This is a genomic window from Nitrospira sp. (assembly GCA_005116745.1).
In the GTDB taxonomy this organism is placed as follows: Bacteria; Nitrospirota; Nitrospiria; order Nitrospirales; family Nitrospiraceae; genus Nitrospira_D.
Window position 1 is genome coordinate 75544 of record SWDS01000002.1, and the last position, 15839, is coordinate 91382.

The window sequence follows — 15839 nt, forward strand, 5'->3', positions numbered from 1 at the left end:
GGATGGCCCCTCCCCATCGGAGAGATGGAGAGAGGAAACGAATGGCAGGTCGTTACTGGAAAATGATTTGCTCAATTTGACATTGACGCGCCGGCACTTCTTCTTGCTTGCCATCCGCAAAATTCACGATCAGGTGGTTCGGCTGCTGTGGGGCGTGCTGGAGATCTACCGTGCCAGATCTATTTTCAAAAACGACGACCAGCGACGGCATCGTTGCCTCAGAACTGATCGGTTGCTCCTCTTTCACCTGCTCCACTTTCGGCGAGGCAATTTTTTGTTTTTGTGGACCCCTGAGCTTGGCGGATAACGCCGACACGGTCGCCCGCGTAATCTCCTGATCTGTGGAACACCAACGCTCAACCTCCTTGGAAAACTCCTTATACAGATTCCGCAAATCGTAGAGCGTCTTGGCTGATGAACATTTTCCTGATGTGTAAATCTCATCGATGCAAGCCGGTGGATCGATGAGTGCGAGATGATTCGTGACCATGGACCGATTCACGCCAAGCAGTTCGGCAATCTGGGCCTGCTTCTCTCCCTCGTCCATCTTCCTCTTGATGAAGATCGCCAGCTCACGCGGCTTCAGATCTTCCCGCTGCAAATTCTCGATGACTTGCTGGTAGTCGGTATGCGACCGATCGACGAAGGCAGGAATCGTGGCTTTCCCGACAGCTTTCGACGCTCTGAGTCGGCGTGCGCCAAAATTCAAGATCCATCGCTTCTGCTCCGTGGGGTGCGGACGAATCGAGATGGGTGTTTTGACTCCGTGCAGCCTGATACTGTTCTCCAGTTCCTCCATGCTCTCCGCACCGAACTCTCGGCGTGGCTGCTCAGGATCTTCGTCAATGTCTTTGACTTGGATTTGAAGTGGGCGCCCTAAGACTTCAGCCGTCACGATCCGTTCTTTGGCGATTGGATCTGGAGCAGGAACCGGAGCAGGAGTCGTACGGTCAAGAGCCGTGAGATCCAGTGTCGCCGTCATTGGTTTTTTCATTCTGTCACCCCCATCGTATGAGCAACTTTTTGAAAGATTGGTTTGAGATGCATCCACGCATCGCGTGAACTGGTTTTCTGCAAGGTCCAGATCGGCGCCCCCATCGCCTGAGCTTCAGCCACAGCCGTGCGTGAGGGAATGGCGGCCATCCGTCCATCATCCAATCGGATGAAGAGCGACGCAAAGGCTCTACTGAGTTGTTCCATATTGCCGCGTTGGAAGGGAGTAGGCTCCACCAGATTTGGAAGGAGGCCAATGAATCGGAGATCTTTATTCAGCGTACTTTGTATCTTTAACACTTGCGCTCGTAACGCGGCAATGCCATCAACGGCCTCTTGGTTCAATTGAATAGGAGACAGTACGAAATCTCCCACCACGAGCGACGCGAGCACACGAATATCTGGATTCGGGTTTGTATCGATGATGGCCACATCGAATCGGTCATCCATTTCGTTGAGGAACAGTCTGAGATTGTTCGCGAACTGGTTGTGATCTTCTTCTCGTCGTTCGAGTTTGAGCAGATCGACATGGGATGGAATCACGACAAATTTCCCATCCTCAATGGTGGTGACAGGATCAGTCAACAGCTGATTGGCTGTGACCGCCGAGATGGTGGCCAGTTTCGAGGTGATGATATTTTTCGAGGTATTTCCCTGATGGTCTAAGTCAATGATCAAGACCCGCTTCTTGAGCAGTTCGACGAGAAAGTACCCCAGCTGGCAGGCAATTGCTGTTTTCCCCACGCCACCCTTCTGATTGGCTAAGACCAACGTTTTCATCAACGCTCTCCTTCTTCACGGATTTGTGAATGCCGCCTTCTTCAGTTGCTTCCTTTTTTGAATGACCTGCGTCACGAATCCATGGCCTGCATGACCCTGTATTGGCAAATTGAAGCGGAGCACTCAGGACTAACAGACTTCATCACCGTCTCTTTGATGTCTACCACCAGACGACACTCGTCTCTTGCTCAAGATGCTCCATGGAAACGATCATCTCGTGAAAGCTGAGCACTACGTGAAACAACGTGCTTCATAAAGGTTGTCATGAAAATATTCTCCACTCCGTTTCTGAACGGAGCAGTATCCTAGGTAGTATGAATTGTCAATCATCTTCCTCCATCAGGGGAAACGATCAACCTCGTGCGACCGGCAGGGATCAAAAAGAAAGGTGCCACTGAAGCCGAAGCAGTCTCGCGCATGGTTGACTACGTCGACATGAAAGATGTGGCAGCGCAGCGTCCATAGATGGAGGATGCGTGCTCAGTCTGTACCAGGCCCTTGACATCCTCTTCTACAGCATATAATCAGGCGCCCTGTTTGGATGAGACTTGATCAGTCACGCTGAGAAACCTGGCCTAGTAGATTGGAACGATGCTGAGATCTTTCAACGCTTCAACCTTCGTTTTGGCCTACTTACTTCTTGCCGGCTGCTCGTTCATCGAGTCTCCGAAAGAAGAGGCAAATTCCCACTCACCCGTTTCCACTCAGGCCGCAAGCGAGAACGTCATCGTCAACAATAATTATCTGGAGTCGTGCCGTGCAAAGGGTGTCCCCATTCCACCCGATTGGGAACCGGTATCATCAGACTGGGAACGCCACGGCAACCTTCACACGATCCTCCTGACGCCGAACACGTTGGATCAATCTCCTGTGGATGAGACCTCATTCGCGAGCGTCTGGTCATACGCACCGCCTCAAGGAAGAGGCGCCTGCATTGCGCTGGGGAGGAATGGTGGGTCATTCCAAGTCATCTGTCAAAGCGCCACGACGGGGTACGCCTGTTTTTGGAATAACGACCCGCGTTCGCCAGCGACCAGCTGGACCCCTGAGACCGCCGAGGTTCGAATAATCTCACTTCGCGATCCTGTTCAAGGGTTTGCGCCTGGCACCGCACCCTGTACTGACTGCCATCGTGGGAACAACGCCTTCCTCTATGCTCCCGACGATCCGACCTGGGCCACGGTGTTGCGACCAAAACAGGAGCGTCCGACATTCACCACTCAGGTTGAACAATCATCCCATCACGGACAACTCACGTTCGGCTCGACCACAACCACCTATCCTCGCTTTATCCCGATTGGAGGAAACGCCGTCGCACTCCACAATCCGCTGCCGACTATGACTGGGTGCTCAGGATCCTGTCACGAGCTGCACCTTGAGATCTTCCAAAAGAATCGTACAGCCGAAGGCTATGTGCGGATCCCACGGCCTATGGGTCCCAACTGTGCTCAGAACTCCCCACCGGATGATCCGACTTGGAATTGCTATCATAGTAACGGGTCATGATCCGATAGGGTCGCGTGAACTCATGTGGCTGATTGTCATTTTTATAAACTTTTTCAATCACATAGCGACCATCCATTGAGTTGCCTTGTTCAATACTTTTCCTTGATGTAGCCTTTCTCAGGAATCGACGCCACATGAAAGACAAGAAGCGCCTTCCCACCGATGGTGGACCAATCAAATGGGTGAGTCCCTTCGCATCACTGAAGCAGACTGAACTGTCGCCGACTTCACCCGCTGGATCTGTTGCCGACCAGGGCATACCTGAACTCGTCGTCCACAAGAAGAACCGTGGGCGAGTGGATATCATTCGTCAGACAGCACACCGTGGTGGGAAAACCGTCACGGTCGTCACAGGGTTTGTCGGGATCGGTCAAGCCGAGAAGGCACTCCTTGCCAAGCGGATGCAGAAGGTCTGTGGGTCAGGCGGAACGGTCAAAGAGGGGAGGATCGAGATTCAAGGGGATCAGCGCGAGTCGGTCGCCCGCATTCTCATCGATGCAGGATTTCGCCCGGTCTTCGCTGGAGGATAATGCGCCGTTCTATCGGCGAGAACAACACCGCTTGCATGAAGGAGACACATTATGGTCGAAACTACCTTCCACCCCTGCGTGTGGATCTGACGAGGAATTGGAGCATTGTCCCGTCAGTCGTTTTGGTCATCACACTATGAGACGCGGCTGACGACCAACGGCGCAGCCTCCATTCTTTGTACAGTAGGATTCCCCCCGCAATCGCCGCTACCCCACCGAACAGCCACCACATACTCATAGGTCCTCCAAGATCGTCAGGCTCCATGCGCCCCTCGCACTCACCATGCTCCGCGAGCGCGTAGGATCACCGTCTAGGATCTCGTCTTCACAATGTTCTCGCGTTCACTGCCTGAGCTCAGCGTCAGCCGGGTACCGTCTGAAACATTCTCTCTCCCTTTTACCATAGTCCTACGAGATAACATATCGCAGATTGAACCTCCCAATGCATAATATTCAACCGCTTCTGGTCAGCGCGTGAAAGACCTCGTTGGGCGTGTGAAAGCCGAGCGATTTTCTGGGTCGGCGGTTGAGCAGGCGTTCCACTTTCGCCACCGTTGCCGGGTGAATTGTAGTGCAGTCCGTCCCCGTTGGAAAGAAGTCCCGAATCAGGCCATGGGTGTTCTCATTCACGCCGCGCTCCCACGCATGATAGGGCGTGGCAAAGAAGACGTGGGCTTGCAGGCGGTGCGCGGTCTGTCGGTGTCCGGCGAACTCGTTGCCGTTGGCATAGGTAATGGTGTGGACGTAGTCGCGCAGCGGGGACATCCCGCGCACCGTGGCGCGGTGCGTAGCGGCTGCTGTGGGGCGGGGTAATTTCGAGATGGTGGTGAAGAGGCGTTTGCGCGCAACATGGGTGAGCCGCGCTCCCTTGTGGTGGGCCCCCACGATAGTGTCGCCCTCCCAATCGCCCAGCCGCGCCTTTGCGGCTACAATCGCAGGCCGTTCTGCAATGTCGGTCCGATGAGGAATCACGCCACGTCCCGCCGTCTGAGCCCCACGTCGGTTGTAGCGCTTGCCCCGTCGGCGCAAGAACCGCCAGCGGTCGCCGCCTGCGCGTTTGTTAGCCCAGATCAGCTGGTAAATCCATTCATGGCTGAGGGAGATCCCGTACGTGGCTCGCACCCAGACACTCAACTGCTCCGGACTCCAGCGTTCCGTGCGCAGCTTGCGAACGAGGGCGCGACGGATCTGATCCGTCAACTTGCGTGGCTGGTGCCGAACCTGCTCCTGGCGGGCTTGTGCCTGGCGCTGCGCTTGCTGAAACCGGTAGCCTCGTTGCCCCATGTTCCGGGCGAGTTCCCGGCTCACGGTTCCCTGGCTGAACCCCAAGGCCTTGCCGATCTCGGCCTGGGTGAGGCCTGCCTTCCGCAAGGCATACAGCTGACATCGATCTTCGTAGGTGATCCGACAATAGGTGCGCATCAGTAACCCCTTGGTGTCCCAAGAGGTTACTCCATCACGCCGTCGGTGCAATTATGCACTGGCTACTTGAATCTGCGGATCTTTTGATACAGCACTGCGCTGTATCCTCCATGCAGATTTTTCCATAGCCCGTACCCTTCATGTGCTAGACCTAGCCCGGTACAATAGCTTATGTTTGAGGAAGGACGAGTATGACCTTCACTCCTGCCCCCTTCTATATTCTCTGCGGCTCCCTTGGCGCCGGCAAGACGACCCTGCTGATGCGGTTGCTTGAGTATTGGAAAGCACAGGGTCGACGGACTGGTGTCCTGATGAACGAAGCGGGGTCCGTCAGTATCGATGGCCCTCGCGCGGGAACGCTCGCCGAGCAGGTCATGAATCTGGCCGGGGGCTGCGTCTGTTGCGACACAAAGGAAGATCTTTCCTGGGGCATCGCACAACTGGTGCGCGACCATGGATCGGATGTGCTGATTCTGGAATGTTCAGGGCTGGCCGATCCCGCCGAAGTCGTCGACGCCGTGACGGATGCCTACACCGCACGCTTGGCTTCCCTTGAACGGGTGATCGCGCTGCTACATCCTGTCTCGACCGACGAAAGCCATTCCAGCGCCTATGTGACGACGCAAGCCATTCGCTGTGCCGATGAACTCATCTTGAACAAGCGAGACCTGTATGTTCCAGGCCATTGGGAACGGTTCCGCACAGGCATTGTCGAACAAAACCCCTATGCCCGCCTATGGGAAACATCCCATGCCCGTCTTGATGCCGCAGACCTCTTGGCTCCACACCCTTCCAGGAAACCGACAGCTCCCACCAATGTACTTTTTGGCAAGGCACAGATCTCATCCCGGCCAAGGGCGACCTATCATCCGATCGCGACAACCGTCTTATTACCTGGTCCGCTGAATCGCCAGCGTTTCTTAGCCTGGATGAAGACAATCCCGAAGCAACTGGAGCGGGCGAAAGGATATGTCCGGTTTGGGAAGGAACCGGAGCTGCAGGAATTCCAATACGCGCTGCCGGGACAGTCCACGATCACACCAGTGACACTCTTGGATGAGCCAACGTCTGCCCTGGTACTGATTGGTCGGGGATACGATGTCGATCGACTGGAGGCTGGCTTGTTAGCCACGGTTGAGGAACCAACATCGCCTGCGTAATCCTCAGGATCTGACTTCAACTTTTCCAATCGGCATGACGACTGACGCCAACTTCTTCCGGAACCTCGGCCATTGCAGCAGTGCCCAAGCTGCTCCTCCGCCGATCACGCCACCAAGCATCCACCCAGCAAACACATCCGTCACATAATGAGCGCCGATAAACACGCGGGAAAATCCGACGAATGCCACAATCGGCCAGGTGATCCAGCCTGATTTGGGATAGAGGACTTGCAGGAATGCCGCGATGGCGGCAGTGTTGGCCGCGTGGTTCGATGGGAAGCTGAACAATCCCCCACAGCCACTCAGTTCGATCTTGACGGCTTCGGCCAACGCCCGACAGGGTCGGACTCGTTCAAAGAACCATTTGAGCTGTCCACCAACGAAATCGGTGAGTCCGACGGCTGCCCCCAGAACTGGACCGCCCAACAGCGCCTCTCGCCTGTTGCTCCAGATCCAATAGGCAATCGCGCAGGCCCCTGGAAGATAGAGCGTGCTGCGGTGTCCCAGTTGCAGGAAAAAGTAATCGGCCGCCGCTGACTGGCCTGCCAATCCGTTGATCGCCAGGAAGAGGATCTCGTCCACGCTCATGCGTGCGACGATAAAGCGTTACTCGCTACCCGTCAAGCGTCAACCGATCTTTGGTGGAATACGCACCGAACAGCGAATGGCCCAGCACAATTGATGTGGCTTACCTGGTCCGAAAATGGATTCTGACCGTCAGTTCTCCGTCCACCGGATCGTCCCCTTTCATCTGGGGATCGAATGTCCATTTACCAAGCGCCGTGACTCCAGAGGTCGTCAGTTCGCGATGCTTGCAGGGTTCCAGCACCACGACAGTCACCTTTGCATGCTTGGAAACCAACAATCGGGCCTTCATCCAATCATCGATTTCTTGACTATTGAGCGAGGCAGGAATGCCAGGCCAGGGCGTTGACTTGGCCACAGGGCCCAATTGTTGATCCTTATTGAGGGGAAGTCCATGGACATGGACTTCCGGCAACTCAAGCACGTCATCATGGTGATCACTCTCATGGGTGGCCTCATCACCGACCACCGCATAGAGCACAGCCGGCCACGCCAAGACAACAGCACAGAGTATTGTGAGAAAGTGTCGCATGCCCCACATTCTACGCTATCACCATCCAGATGCTCAAACGGGCCACACCTTCTCACCCGCCCACCCCCGTGCGCCCGCTTCGCCGACTTAGCGAGGCGAGCCAAGACGCGTATGACTCCAAAAGACCACAGGCTCCCGCTTAAGACGCCAAAGATTCTTCACCAGATGCCCAACAGGGTCATCCAGCAAGGCCGCAGGGAGCCCGCCGACTGAGGCGTACCCTTGTGGTACGTCGCAGGGAGACGGGCGACTGAGAACGATGCTGGTGACCTTGTTCGGCATCTGGTTAAAAGAACCACTGGCCGCGGAAAAAGAAGGACCGCGGCATCCCGGCATGAGACACACCGAGTCCGATACTGCCTTCGCCTTGGTTGATGAAATACTTTTGATCCAACGCATTCACAATATCGAAACCTACCACGAACTTCTGCCCGTGCCAGGGCAATGGAATGACATGGCTGATCGAAAAGTTATAGATCGTGTAGGTCGGGCTATGAGAGGAGTTGGTCTTGGCACCTACTTCTGCCGTCCGCAACCCTGATCCAAACAGAAACTGGCCTGTGAAGGTCGTGCGATCGAGCAACCGGTAACTCAGGATCCCCGAGGCACTCAGCGTCTGCTGATGGTCGCAATGGACGCCGCTGCGCGAATTGATATCGCCGATTTCCTCGCCATGCAACAGATTATGACCGGACTGCAAGCCATAGCCCTTACACTGTCCCCACGCGATGTTGCCGCGACCCGTTAGATTCTCCATGAACCAGACCTTCAGCGCGGCATCAGCGCCTCTGGTCCATCCCCGTTCAAAGGCGATATAGTTCAGCAGGGGCGTCGTGCCTAACTGGTGTGAGTCCGACAGATAATTGGCGAGCTTGTAATACCCCGTGAGCTGGAGGGTCGCCCAATCTGTGAGGGCATGGACGCTACCGATTTGGAAGTAATGGGCCCGCTCAGCCCGCGGCAGATTATTGGTGGTATCCTCCGGATGCGCTTTCGTTCCCTCTGTATTCAAGCCGGCCAAGGCAAGCCTCTCAAGATTCGGCGGGGTAAACATGCGCCCATAGAACGCGTGAAAGGCGTTGGCCGAGTTGTATCGGTACGTGACACCGACCCTGGGACTAATTTGTCCTTCATCCCGTTGATACTGCACCGTGTCTGCACGCACACCAATGTTGACTGTCCAATGTTCATTCGGCGTCCACTGATCCTGAATCCAGAACTCTTGCCGCCATCCGATGAGCCGGTTGTCGCCACCAGCATTGATGACGCCTCCGGTCGGGTTTCCCACTCCGTCATCGAGAAAGGTAAACAATCTCGTCTTGTTGATCGCCTGGGTCCGATCGATCTGGAACCCTGCCTTGATCAAGTGTTCCTTGCTGTAGACGTATGTATAATCCATGCGCATGCCACCAGAATAGCCCGTCCGGTCTTGGCTCCCGGCCGAGAAGGGCTCTTCTACTTCCGGCACATAGGCGAGAACATTCAACGGATCTGTTCGAAAGGTAGCTCTCGTGTGACGGAAATACCCGGCCAAACTAAAGAAATTCCTAGTATTGATGTCGCGCCGCCACACCAGGTGGCCATATTGGTTATTTTCCTTCTGATTTTCATCCACCCTTTCCGACGGCACCGGCGTAAATCCTCCGGGCAACAAGCCGAGAATAGTCGGGTTCACTTCCAGTCCAGGGGACGTCGGGATCTGATATTTCGCGATGGAGTTCAAGAACAACAGAGTAATATTATTGTTATTGTCGTACTGATAGTCACCGCGAAACATCGTCTGGTTCCGCTCGCTCTGCCCGTGAAAAATGGAGTGCCCAACGGTCGGCGGCTCGATGCCTCGATTTGTCGCCGTATGGCTGTTCAAGAAGTAATAGCGGAACTTCTCGCCGATCGTGCCTCCATACTCGAATGACGGGTTGATCGTTTTATTCGATCCGCCGAACATCTGGACCGACCCAAATCCCGGCTTCGTGCCGCTCTTCGTCGTAATATCGATGAGTGCAGCCGTCTTGTTTCCCACATTGGCTTCCATCCCGCCCAGCACGATATCGGCCCGCTCCCATGCCCGCGGCGAAATGACATCAGAAAACGTCGAGGAGACCGTGTCAGGAATCGGCACGCCATCGATCCTGAGTTGGAGATTCGCATGGTCCTGTCTGATATGAAGCTGCTTCAACGATCCATAGGCCGCGCCAGGGATCGTCAGTAGCACGTCGTGTAAGTCATTATTGTTGCCTCTCGGAAGAATATCGATCTCCTTCCGGCTGAGTGAATAGGTCTCGCTGGACGCCTTAGTCTGAATGGGTGGTAATGGTGAAATCACCTCCAGCGACACTTCCTTAGTCTTGGAGAGTGTCAGGGTCACTGGATTCACTGGCTCTTCGCCAAGCGTCAGCACCATATACTCACTCCGATAGGTCTCTTGTACCGCACTGACGGAGTAGGTACCGCCCTCGGGGACAGCGATTTTGAATTCACCGGCATCGTTCGAGACTCCGGATGACACCATATCACCCGCTTGATTTTTGACTTCAATAATGGCCTGTGGCACCCGCCGAAGGTCTTGTTGTTGCACAACTCCCTTGATCGTTTGGGCTTGCTCGCTATTGGCTGCCTGAAGGGCTGAAAACATCCCTCCAAGGCCCACCACGACGATCGTCACAAACATCGCATTCAACGCACCTTTCACACATGAATACATCACGCTCCTCCTCACTCACACATCCACACATAATCAATGAGAACGGATGGACGAGGCATACCTAGATCACACGCCTGTCGACCATCCTGAATGCTTGGCTTGGTGGCTCAGCTATACTTGAGGAGGAGCGCGGGAGGGGCCGATAAGAGAGAGCGCAGTCGATAGCAAAACAGATTCAGACGGAAGTTCTTGCTGTCGGACAATATCGCACACGGCAAACCGTGGCACATCAAGATCGACTGATCCGGCAATGTGGTGCTGAACCCACTGACAAATATCGGTGTCCGAATGTTCATGACCATCCGAATCTGCTGCGGCCAACTCGTGGTGGACATCCTGAGCGACGGCGAACGGAGCCAGCCCCAGGATAATGCAAATCATCCCCAAGGCCACTCCAGAGTGGAGTAACGAGGAGAGGTCTCTCAGTCGTCTCAAAAACATGGCCGTAGAATAGGCATCCAGTTGTCAGAATTGCAAGAACCGTTGAAATCAGTCGCCAGATAGCTCAATCCAGCCCAATCAGCAACTGGTATGGACTTTTCATGCGTAATTCGTTAGATTAGTTCCCCTTCAAAACCAAGGCGATTAAGACCGTTCTAAGGACATGACCATTCATGAATAGGCCGATCGATAATCAACACGTCATTGAAATCAAGGCGCTCCCCTCTCCTCGCGCCATCAAGACCAAGCTGCCCATTACTGATCAAGCGGCGGCGCTCGTCGTGGAAACGAGAGAAGCCATTCGCCGCATTCTTCATGGAGAAGACCGCGACCGGCTCCTGGTCATCGTCGGCCCGTGCTCCATCCATGACCCCGAGGCTGCCTATGAGTATGCCGGCAAGCTGAAGCCCATCGCCGATGCCTTGCGTGACCGCCTCCTCATTGTCATGCGAACCTACTTCGAAAAGCCGAGAACCACCGTGGGGTGGAAAGGGCTCATCAATGACCCCCGTCTCGACGGCACCTGCGACATCGCAGCAGGGATGGAATTGGCGAGAGCAATTCTCCTCAAGATCAATCAATTGGGCCTTCCCTGCGGAACGGAATTGCTGGATCCAATCAGTCCTCAATACGTCGCTGACCTCATCAGTTGGGCAGCTATCGGTGCGCGGACCACGGAAAGCCAAACCCATCGCGAAATGGCCAGCGGGGTCTCCATGCCGGTTGGATTCAAGAATGGGACGGAAGGCAGTTTGCAGGTCGCCATCAATGCCATGACGTCCGCCCGCGCGCCACACCATTTCGTCGGCATCAATGCCGATGGCCAGACTGCCATCATCAAGACTATGGGCAATCCTGATCGCCATCTCGTGCTCCGTGGCGGAGGCGGACGAACGAACTATGAAGCACAGGATGTTGCCAAAGCTGAGGTTGCGGTTGCCGGAGAGGGGATCGCCCGCTCGATCATGATCGATTGTTCGCATGACAATTCCAGGAAGGATCACACCCGCCAGGGCGTGGTCGCTCACGAGGTCCTGCGGCAGTTCCGCGAAGGCCGCCAAACCATCATGGGACTGATGCTCGAAAGCAACCTGAATCCCGGCAAACAAGCCTGGAAGGAAGGTGTGGCCCTTCAGCATGGTGTCTCCATTACCGATGCCTGCCTTGGCTGGAGAGAAACCGAACATTTATTGCATGACCTCGCCGCCGCCATCACTCCAAAACCCGTCTCCTGATCTCTACCTTTTCCCACCGCCAAGAGCCTTTGTGTTTTAGCCACGATGCTTACTGGACTCCGTGCCTCCCGTGCCGTCGGGATGCCGATGGCCGCAGCCGAGATCACCGAGTCCGCCACCAAACATGTTCTTTAACGTGGCGGGCGGGGCCAGTGAATCCGCAGACAGATCCGATAGGCCCGCCATATGCGCAGCCAGGCCAACTCCCGCTGAAAAAGACGACAGAATTCGCCTCAGTTCCGTTCCACAGCGAGGGCACGCCTCAACCGGATAGGCGTTCATTGATTGCCTAAATGCGAACCGTTTTGGACAGTACAGCGACTCCACGCAATACTCGGCCACATACTCATAGATGGGCATGACTTGCATCTCTTCTCATTCTGGACACCGAACTGAGATCGACCAGTCCCTCTTCACGACATTCTACGAACTAAGCTTGTATTGAATCGGGATTCGCATAACGATTCGCTCGTGCTACTATACGGCGATGTTGATCGATACCCACACACATCTTGATGATGCGCGCTACAACGACGATCGGGAGGCGGTCATCGCTCGTGCGCGGGAAGCCGGAGTCGAAGCGTTCGTCTCCATCGGCTGTGATCTAACGACCAGTCAAGCGGCCGTCGCGCTCGCCGATCACTATCGCTTTGTGTACGCCTCCGTCGGGGTCCATCCACACGAAGTCAAGCATATCCAGGACGATTGGTATGATGAGTTCCGCCGTCTAGCGAAGAGCGAGAAGGTCGTGGCCTATGGGGAAATCGGGCTCGATTATCACTACAATCACTCCTCCCCAAATGAGCAGCGTGACCGATTCCGCGAGCAGATTCAGGTTGCACGCGAACTCAAGCTACCCGTGATCATTCACACGAGGGAAGCACAGGAGGATACGGTTGCAATTTTAAGGGAAGAGAAAGCGTCAGAAGTCGGTGGGATCTTTCACTGCTTTTCTGGGGATGCCTGGCTGGCGAAGGAAGCCCTTGATTTGGGATTTCATCTCTCGTTTTCAGGAATCCTGACGTTTCAGAGTGCGACCGCGCTACGCGAGATTGCCAAGAAGACCCCGCTGGATCGCCTGCTCATCGAAACCGATTGCCCATACCTGACGCCTGTTCCCTATCGCGGTAAACGCAATGAACCGGCGTATGTGGCACAGGTAGCGAAGCAACTCGCAGCCATTCATCCCGAGCTCTCCTTGGAAGAGATTCAGGGACGAACGACCGAGAATGCAAAGCAGCTGTTCAAAATCGCTTGAGCTGTCGAGCGCGTTGTCGTTGAGATTTCGGCAGTTTGCGAGGGTTCCCCTTCTTCTCCGGTCCCCGGGTCGAGCGAACATCGCCCCCTGTATCGAGTTCTTTATAGGGTATGGTGCCGCCTGCGCTTGATGACACCCGCAGCTTGTCCGAAAATTCTCGCGATCCCATGACCATGGCCCCATGAGCTCTGGCCGTATTCACGATTTCGTGGTCGGAGCTGACGACCGCACAGTCCGCCCCGTATTCCCGTGCCAATCGTTGGATGACCTGATCTGCCCGTTCACCCCGCTTTGAATAGATTACCTGGACTCCTGCTCGATGCTCTCGCCGTTCGGATGGCTGGCCCTGTTGCCAGCCGTCAAATACGACGGTGATGGCATGGTTCTTCCGATGCCGATAGGCGGCCAACTCATGCAGCAACACCTCGCGGGCCGATTCAAGGCGTCCGGGAAGGGCTCCGGCTCCAGCCAGCACGTTATACCCATCGACGATCAGATGCGGCGGCATATCTCACGCTATCGCGGTCGTGAGCCCACAGTCAATCCGAATTCTACCTCGCTAACGAGCGTAAATCTTGACAAGGCGGTGGACATCTGAGAATAGTTTCACATTGCCTTCTACCGATAAAAGACCCATGCGTATGCGAAAGCCTCGACTGCTTTCCGTTAAGCCCCTCACCCTTCTCTCATCCACTGCCATCTTCTTCCTCTCCGCATACGGGATCCTGATCCCATCGGCCTGGGCGTGGTCCTCTGATGATCACCGTCCTTTACCGGTGCGGTCATCGGAACAGCGCCACATCAGAGGAACGACCGCTTCCCTGGCTCCCATTACCGTTCGCAATTTCCGTGTGATGACGAGCCAGGAGAAAACCAGACTCGTGTTGGATCTCGATCGTCACACGACGGTCATCGAGCAACGAGCGGCCAATCCAAGTCGCGTGGTCCTCGCCCTTCCCAACACAAGGCTCAGCCAACCAGCGCAAACGAAAGCGACGAACGGGACCATCCCGTCACCCTTCATGATCACTCAACTGCCCTCGCATGCTGTCGCGGTGTCTCTTCCAATCACAGCGTTTCGGACCTATAAGCACTTCCCACTGTCCCATCCGCCTCGCTTGGTCATTGACGTGACTCCACCCACCGCACCAGTCACTCCTTCCGCGCTTGACCGGGGCGAGGCCTCTCAGCGGTCAGCCGCTCCTGCGTCCAGACCCGTCACGCCGCGCGTCAAGGGATACACAACCATCGTCATCGATCCAGGCCATGGGGGGAAAGATCCGGGCGCACGGGGGCTCCAACGGACCGAGGAGAAGGATATTACCCTCAAGGTAGGGCTCCAGCTTCGTGAACTGCTAAGTAAGCAGCCCGGGGTGCGTGTGTTGATGACCCGAGACCGTGATGTGTTTATTGAGTTGGAAGATCGGGCCAGGTTTGCGAACAGCAGCGAAGCCGATCTCTTCGTCTCCATCCATGTCAACTCGCATCCGTCACGCCAGGTCAAAGGAATTGAAATCTATCACTTCGGAGAGGCCAAGGATCAGCGAGCACTTGAGGTCGCAGCACGGGAGAACGGCACCCCGATCATCAACACCGGGGTCGGATGGGAATACCTCGTGGCAGATCTTTTAACGGCAAAGAAAATCGAGGAGTCTCTGGAGCTTGCGTGGAACGCGAAAGAAGCCATGGTCTCCCAGATGAATGGGCCATATGTGGTCAACGACCATGGCGTCAAGACCGCGCCCTTTTATGTCTTGAGGTTTACGAGCATGCCCAGCATCCTGGCCGAGATCGCCTATATTTCAAACCCCGACGAGGAAGATCTCCTCAGAAAACCGGCGTTCGTCCGCGATGTCGCTCAATCCCTCTACCATGGTATCGTTTCGTTCCTGGCCAATAATCGACCGGACATCCGCTGATCGTCTCGCTCATCGCCATCCACGTGTTGCATGCCTATCATCAAACTGACTCTCGAATATGACGGCACGGCCTACGCAGGCTGGCAACGTCAGCCCAACCAGCCAACAGTTCAAGCAGCCGTCGAAGCGGCCATTGCAGGCGTCACTCAAATCAACACGCCAGTCATCGGGGCCGGACGCACCGATGCAGGAGTGCACGCGATGGGACAGGTGGCAAGTTTCCATATCAACCGTGACATGACGCCCCGAGAATGGACCAGAGCGCTGAACGCTCACCTCCCAAAAAGCATCGTGGTGCGATCAGTCGCGCTCATGCCGGACACCTTCCACGCGAGACATTCGGCCAAGGGCAAACTGTATGAATACCGTATTCTGAATCGCCCGGAACGTCCGGCAGTTGAGCGTGACTATTGCTGGCATATCCATCAGCCTCTTGACGATGCGGCCATGAATCAGGCAGGACTGGCCCTGATCGGCTCGCACGATTTCTCTTCGTTCCAGACCCAGCCCACCGACAACGACAATCCCATCTGTCATCTGCAACAATGCACGGTGTTCCGGGACGGCGATCGGCTGCGAATCGAAGCCTATGCCGACCGTTTCCTGAAACAGATGATCCGTTCGATCGTCGGCACCCTTGCAGAGGTCGGCTTGCACAAACGCCCGCCGGACAGGCTCACGCACATTCTCGATGCACGAGATCGTTCAGCAGCCGGCAAAACAGCTCCCCCTCAGGGGCTATTTTTGGTACGGGTGGATTACGAGTGAGAGCGC

15 protein-coding genes and 1 pseudogene are annotated in these 15839 nt (G+C 55.5%); 7 read left to right on the plus strand and 9 right to left on the minus strand.

The genetic code is table 11. The features are described from left to right. Positions 1–52: 52 nt before the first annotated feature. Both E8D52_02465 and E8D52_02470 read right to left on the minus strand, forming a co-directional pair. Positions 53–994, minus strand: coding sequence for a ParB/RepB/Spo0J family partition protein (locus tag E8D52_02465; GenBank protein TKB69939.1), 942 nt, complete (start codon positions 992–994; stop codon positions 53–55). Beyond that, positions 991–1773: a ParA family protein gene (locus tag E8D52_02470; GenBank protein ID TKB69940.1), complete on the minus strand. Its 783-nt coding sequence runs from the start codon at positions 1771–1773 to the stop codon at positions 991–993. Before E8D52_02470 ends, E8D52_02465 begins: the two co-directional genes overlap by 4 nt. A gap of 591 nt (positions 1774–2364) precedes the next feature. Here E8D52_02470 and E8D52_02475 point away from each other — a divergent pair. Continuing rightward, positions 2365–3279 carry a hypothetical protein gene (locus tag E8D52_02475; protein TKB69941.1) on the plus strand — a complete coding sequence of 305 codons (915 nt, stop codon included), beginning with the start codon at positions 2365–2367 and terminating at the stop codon, positions 3277–3279. A gap of 134 nt (positions 3280–3413) precedes the next feature. Beyond that, positions 3414–3809 (plus strand): translation initiation factor, encoded by a 396-nt coding sequence (locus E8D52_02480; protein TKB69942.1) that lies wholly within the window; start codon positions 3414–3416, stop codon positions 3807–3809. A 453-nt stretch (positions 3810–4262) separates the two neighbouring features. Here E8D52_02480 and E8D52_02485 read toward each other — a convergent pair whose 3' ends face one another. Then, on the minus strand, positions 4263–5231 hold the full coding sequence (locus tag E8D52_02485) for an IS30 family transposase (GenBank protein ID TKB69943.1): 969 nt from the start codon (positions 5229–5231) through the stop codon (positions 4263–4265). Positions 5232–5422: 191 nt separating this feature from the next. Here E8D52_02485 and E8D52_02490 point away from each other — a divergent pair, with 191 nt between their 5' ends. Continuing rightward, positions 5423–6391, plus strand: coding sequence for a hypothetical protein (locus E8D52_02490; GenBank protein ID TKB69944.1), 969 nt, complete (start codon positions 5423–5425; stop codon positions 6389–6391). Positions 6392–6394: 3 nt separating this feature from the next. Here E8D52_02490 and E8D52_02495 read toward each other — a convergent pair whose 3' ends face one another. The 4 genes and pseudogenes from E8D52_02495 to E8D52_02510 all read right to left on the minus strand — a co-directional run bounded on the left by E8D52_02495 (position 6395) and on the right by E8D52_02510 (position 10653). Continuing rightward, positions 6395–6979, minus strand: coding sequence for a phosphatase PAP2 family protein (locus E8D52_02495; GenBank protein ID TKB69945.1), 585 nt, complete (start codon positions 6977–6979; stop codon positions 6395–6397). Positions 6980–7079: 100 nt separating this feature from the next. Continuing rightward, positions 7080–7439 (minus strand): annotated as a pseudogene (locus E8D52_02500) (energy transducer TonB). 355 nt (positions 7440–7794) lie between these two features. Further along, positions 7795–10212 (minus strand): TonB-dependent receptor, encoded by a 2418-nt coding sequence (locus E8D52_02505; protein TKB69946.1) that lies wholly within the window; start codon positions 10210–10212, stop codon positions 7795–7797. Between the two features lie 111 nt (positions 10213–10323). Then, the gene (locus E8D52_02510; protein ID TKB69947.1) at positions 10324–10653 is read right to left on the minus strand and encodes a hypothetical protein; all 330 of its coding nucleotides are present in this window, start codon (positions 10651–10653) and stop codon (positions 10324–10326) included. A gap of 173 nt (positions 10654–10826) precedes the next feature. On the opposite strand from E8D52_02510, the gene E8D52_02515 reads away from it, so the two are divergent. After that, positions 10827–11888, plus strand: coding sequence for a 3-deoxy-7-phosphoheptulonate synthase (locus E8D52_02515; protein TKB69948.1), 1062 nt, complete (start codon positions 10827–10829; stop codon positions 11886–11888). A gap of 36 nt (positions 11889–11924) precedes the next feature. On the opposite strand, the gene E8D52_02520 is transcribed toward E8D52_02515, so the two are convergent. Beyond that, on the minus strand, positions 11925–12248 hold the full coding sequence (locus E8D52_02520) for a zinc ribbon domain-containing protein (GenBank protein TKB69949.1): 324 nt from the start codon (positions 12246–12248) through the stop codon (positions 11925–11927). 127 nt (positions 12249–12375) lie between these two features. Between E8D52_02520 and E8D52_02525 the strand changes: the two genes are divergently transcribed. Continuing rightward, positions 12376–13146 (plus strand): TatD family deoxyribonuclease, encoded by a 771-nt coding sequence (locus E8D52_02525; GenBank protein TKB69950.1) that lies wholly within the window; start codon positions 12376–12378, stop codon positions 13144–13146. Here E8D52_02525 and E8D52_02530 read toward each other — a convergent pair. Next, positions 13133–13654 (minus strand): NYN domain-containing protein, encoded by a 522-nt coding sequence (locus tag E8D52_02530; GenBank protein TKB69951.1) that lies wholly within the window; start codon positions 13652–13654, stop codon positions 13133–13135. The genes E8D52_02525 and E8D52_02530 overlap by 14 nt on opposite strands. Positions 13655–13781: 127 nt before the next feature. Between E8D52_02530 and E8D52_02535 the strand changes: the two genes are divergently transcribed. Next, a complete protein-coding gene (locus E8D52_02535; GenBank protein ID TKB69952.1) occupies positions 13782–15065 on the plus strand; it encodes a hypothetical protein in 1284 nt (427 codons plus the stop codon). A gap of 30 nt (positions 15066–15095) precedes the next feature. Further along, the gene (truA, locus tag E8D52_02540; GenBank protein ID TKB69953.1) at positions 15096–15833 is read left to right on the plus strand and encodes a tRNA pseudouridine(38-40) synthase TruA; all 738 of its coding nucleotides are present in this window, start codon (positions 15096–15098) and stop codon (positions 15831–15833) included. Positions 15834–15839: the final 6 nt, after the last annotated feature.

Coding starts and splice junctions, on each gene's coding strand:
- E8D52_02535 (TKB69952.1), top strand. CDS start 13,782: ATGCGTATGCGAAAGCCTCGACTGCTTTCCGTTAAGCCCCTCACCCTT.
- E8D52_02475 (TKB69941.1), top strand. CDS start 2,365: ATGCTGAGATCTTTCAACGCTTCAACCTTCGTTTTGGCCTACTTACTT.
- E8D52_02520 (TKB69949.1), bottom strand. CDS start 12,248: ATGCCCATCTATGAGTATGTGGCCGAGTATTGCGTGGAGTCGCTGTAC.
- E8D52_02480 (TKB69942.1), top strand. CDS start 3,414: ATGAAAGACAAGAAGCGCCTTCCCACCGATGGTGGACCAATCAAATGG.
- E8D52_02495 (TKB69945.1), bottom strand. CDS start 6,979: ATGAGCGTGGACGAGATCCTCTTCCTGGCGATCAACGGATTGGCAGGC.
- E8D52_02530 (TKB69951.1), bottom strand. CDS start 13,654: ATGCCGCCGCATCTGATCGTCGATGGGTATAACGTGCTGGCTGGAGCC.
- E8D52_02470 (TKB69940.1), bottom strand. CDS start 1,773: ATGAAAACGTTGGTCTTAGCCAATCAGAAGGGTGGCGTGGGGAAAACA.
- truA (TKB69953.1), top strand. CDS start 15,096: ATGCCTATCATCAAACTGACTCTCGAATATGACGGCACGGCCTACGCA.
- E8D52_02505 (TKB69946.1), bottom strand. CDS start 10,212: ATGTATTCATGTGTGAAAGGTGCGTTGAATGCGATGTTTGTGACGATC.
- E8D52_02485 (TKB69943.1), bottom strand. CDS start 5,231: ATGCGCACCTATTGTCGGATCACCTACGAAGATCGATGTCAGCTGTAT.
- E8D52_02525 (TKB69950.1), top strand. CDS start 12,376: ATGTTGATCGATACCCACACACATCTTGATGATGCGCGCTACAACGAC.
- E8D52_02515 (TKB69948.1), top strand. CDS start 10,827: ATGAATAGGCCGATCGATAATCAACACGTCATTGAAATCAAGGCGCTC.
- E8D52_02510 (TKB69947.1), bottom strand. CDS start 10,653: ATGTTTTTGAGACGACTGAGAGACCTCTCCTCGTTACTCCACTCTGGA.
- E8D52_02465 (TKB69939.1), bottom strand. CDS start 994: ATGAAAAAACCAATGACGGCGACACTGGATCTCACGGCTCTTGACCGT.
- E8D52_02490 (TKB69944.1), top strand. CDS start 5,423: ATGACCTTCACTCCTGCCCCCTTCTATATTCTCTGCGGCTCCCTTGGC.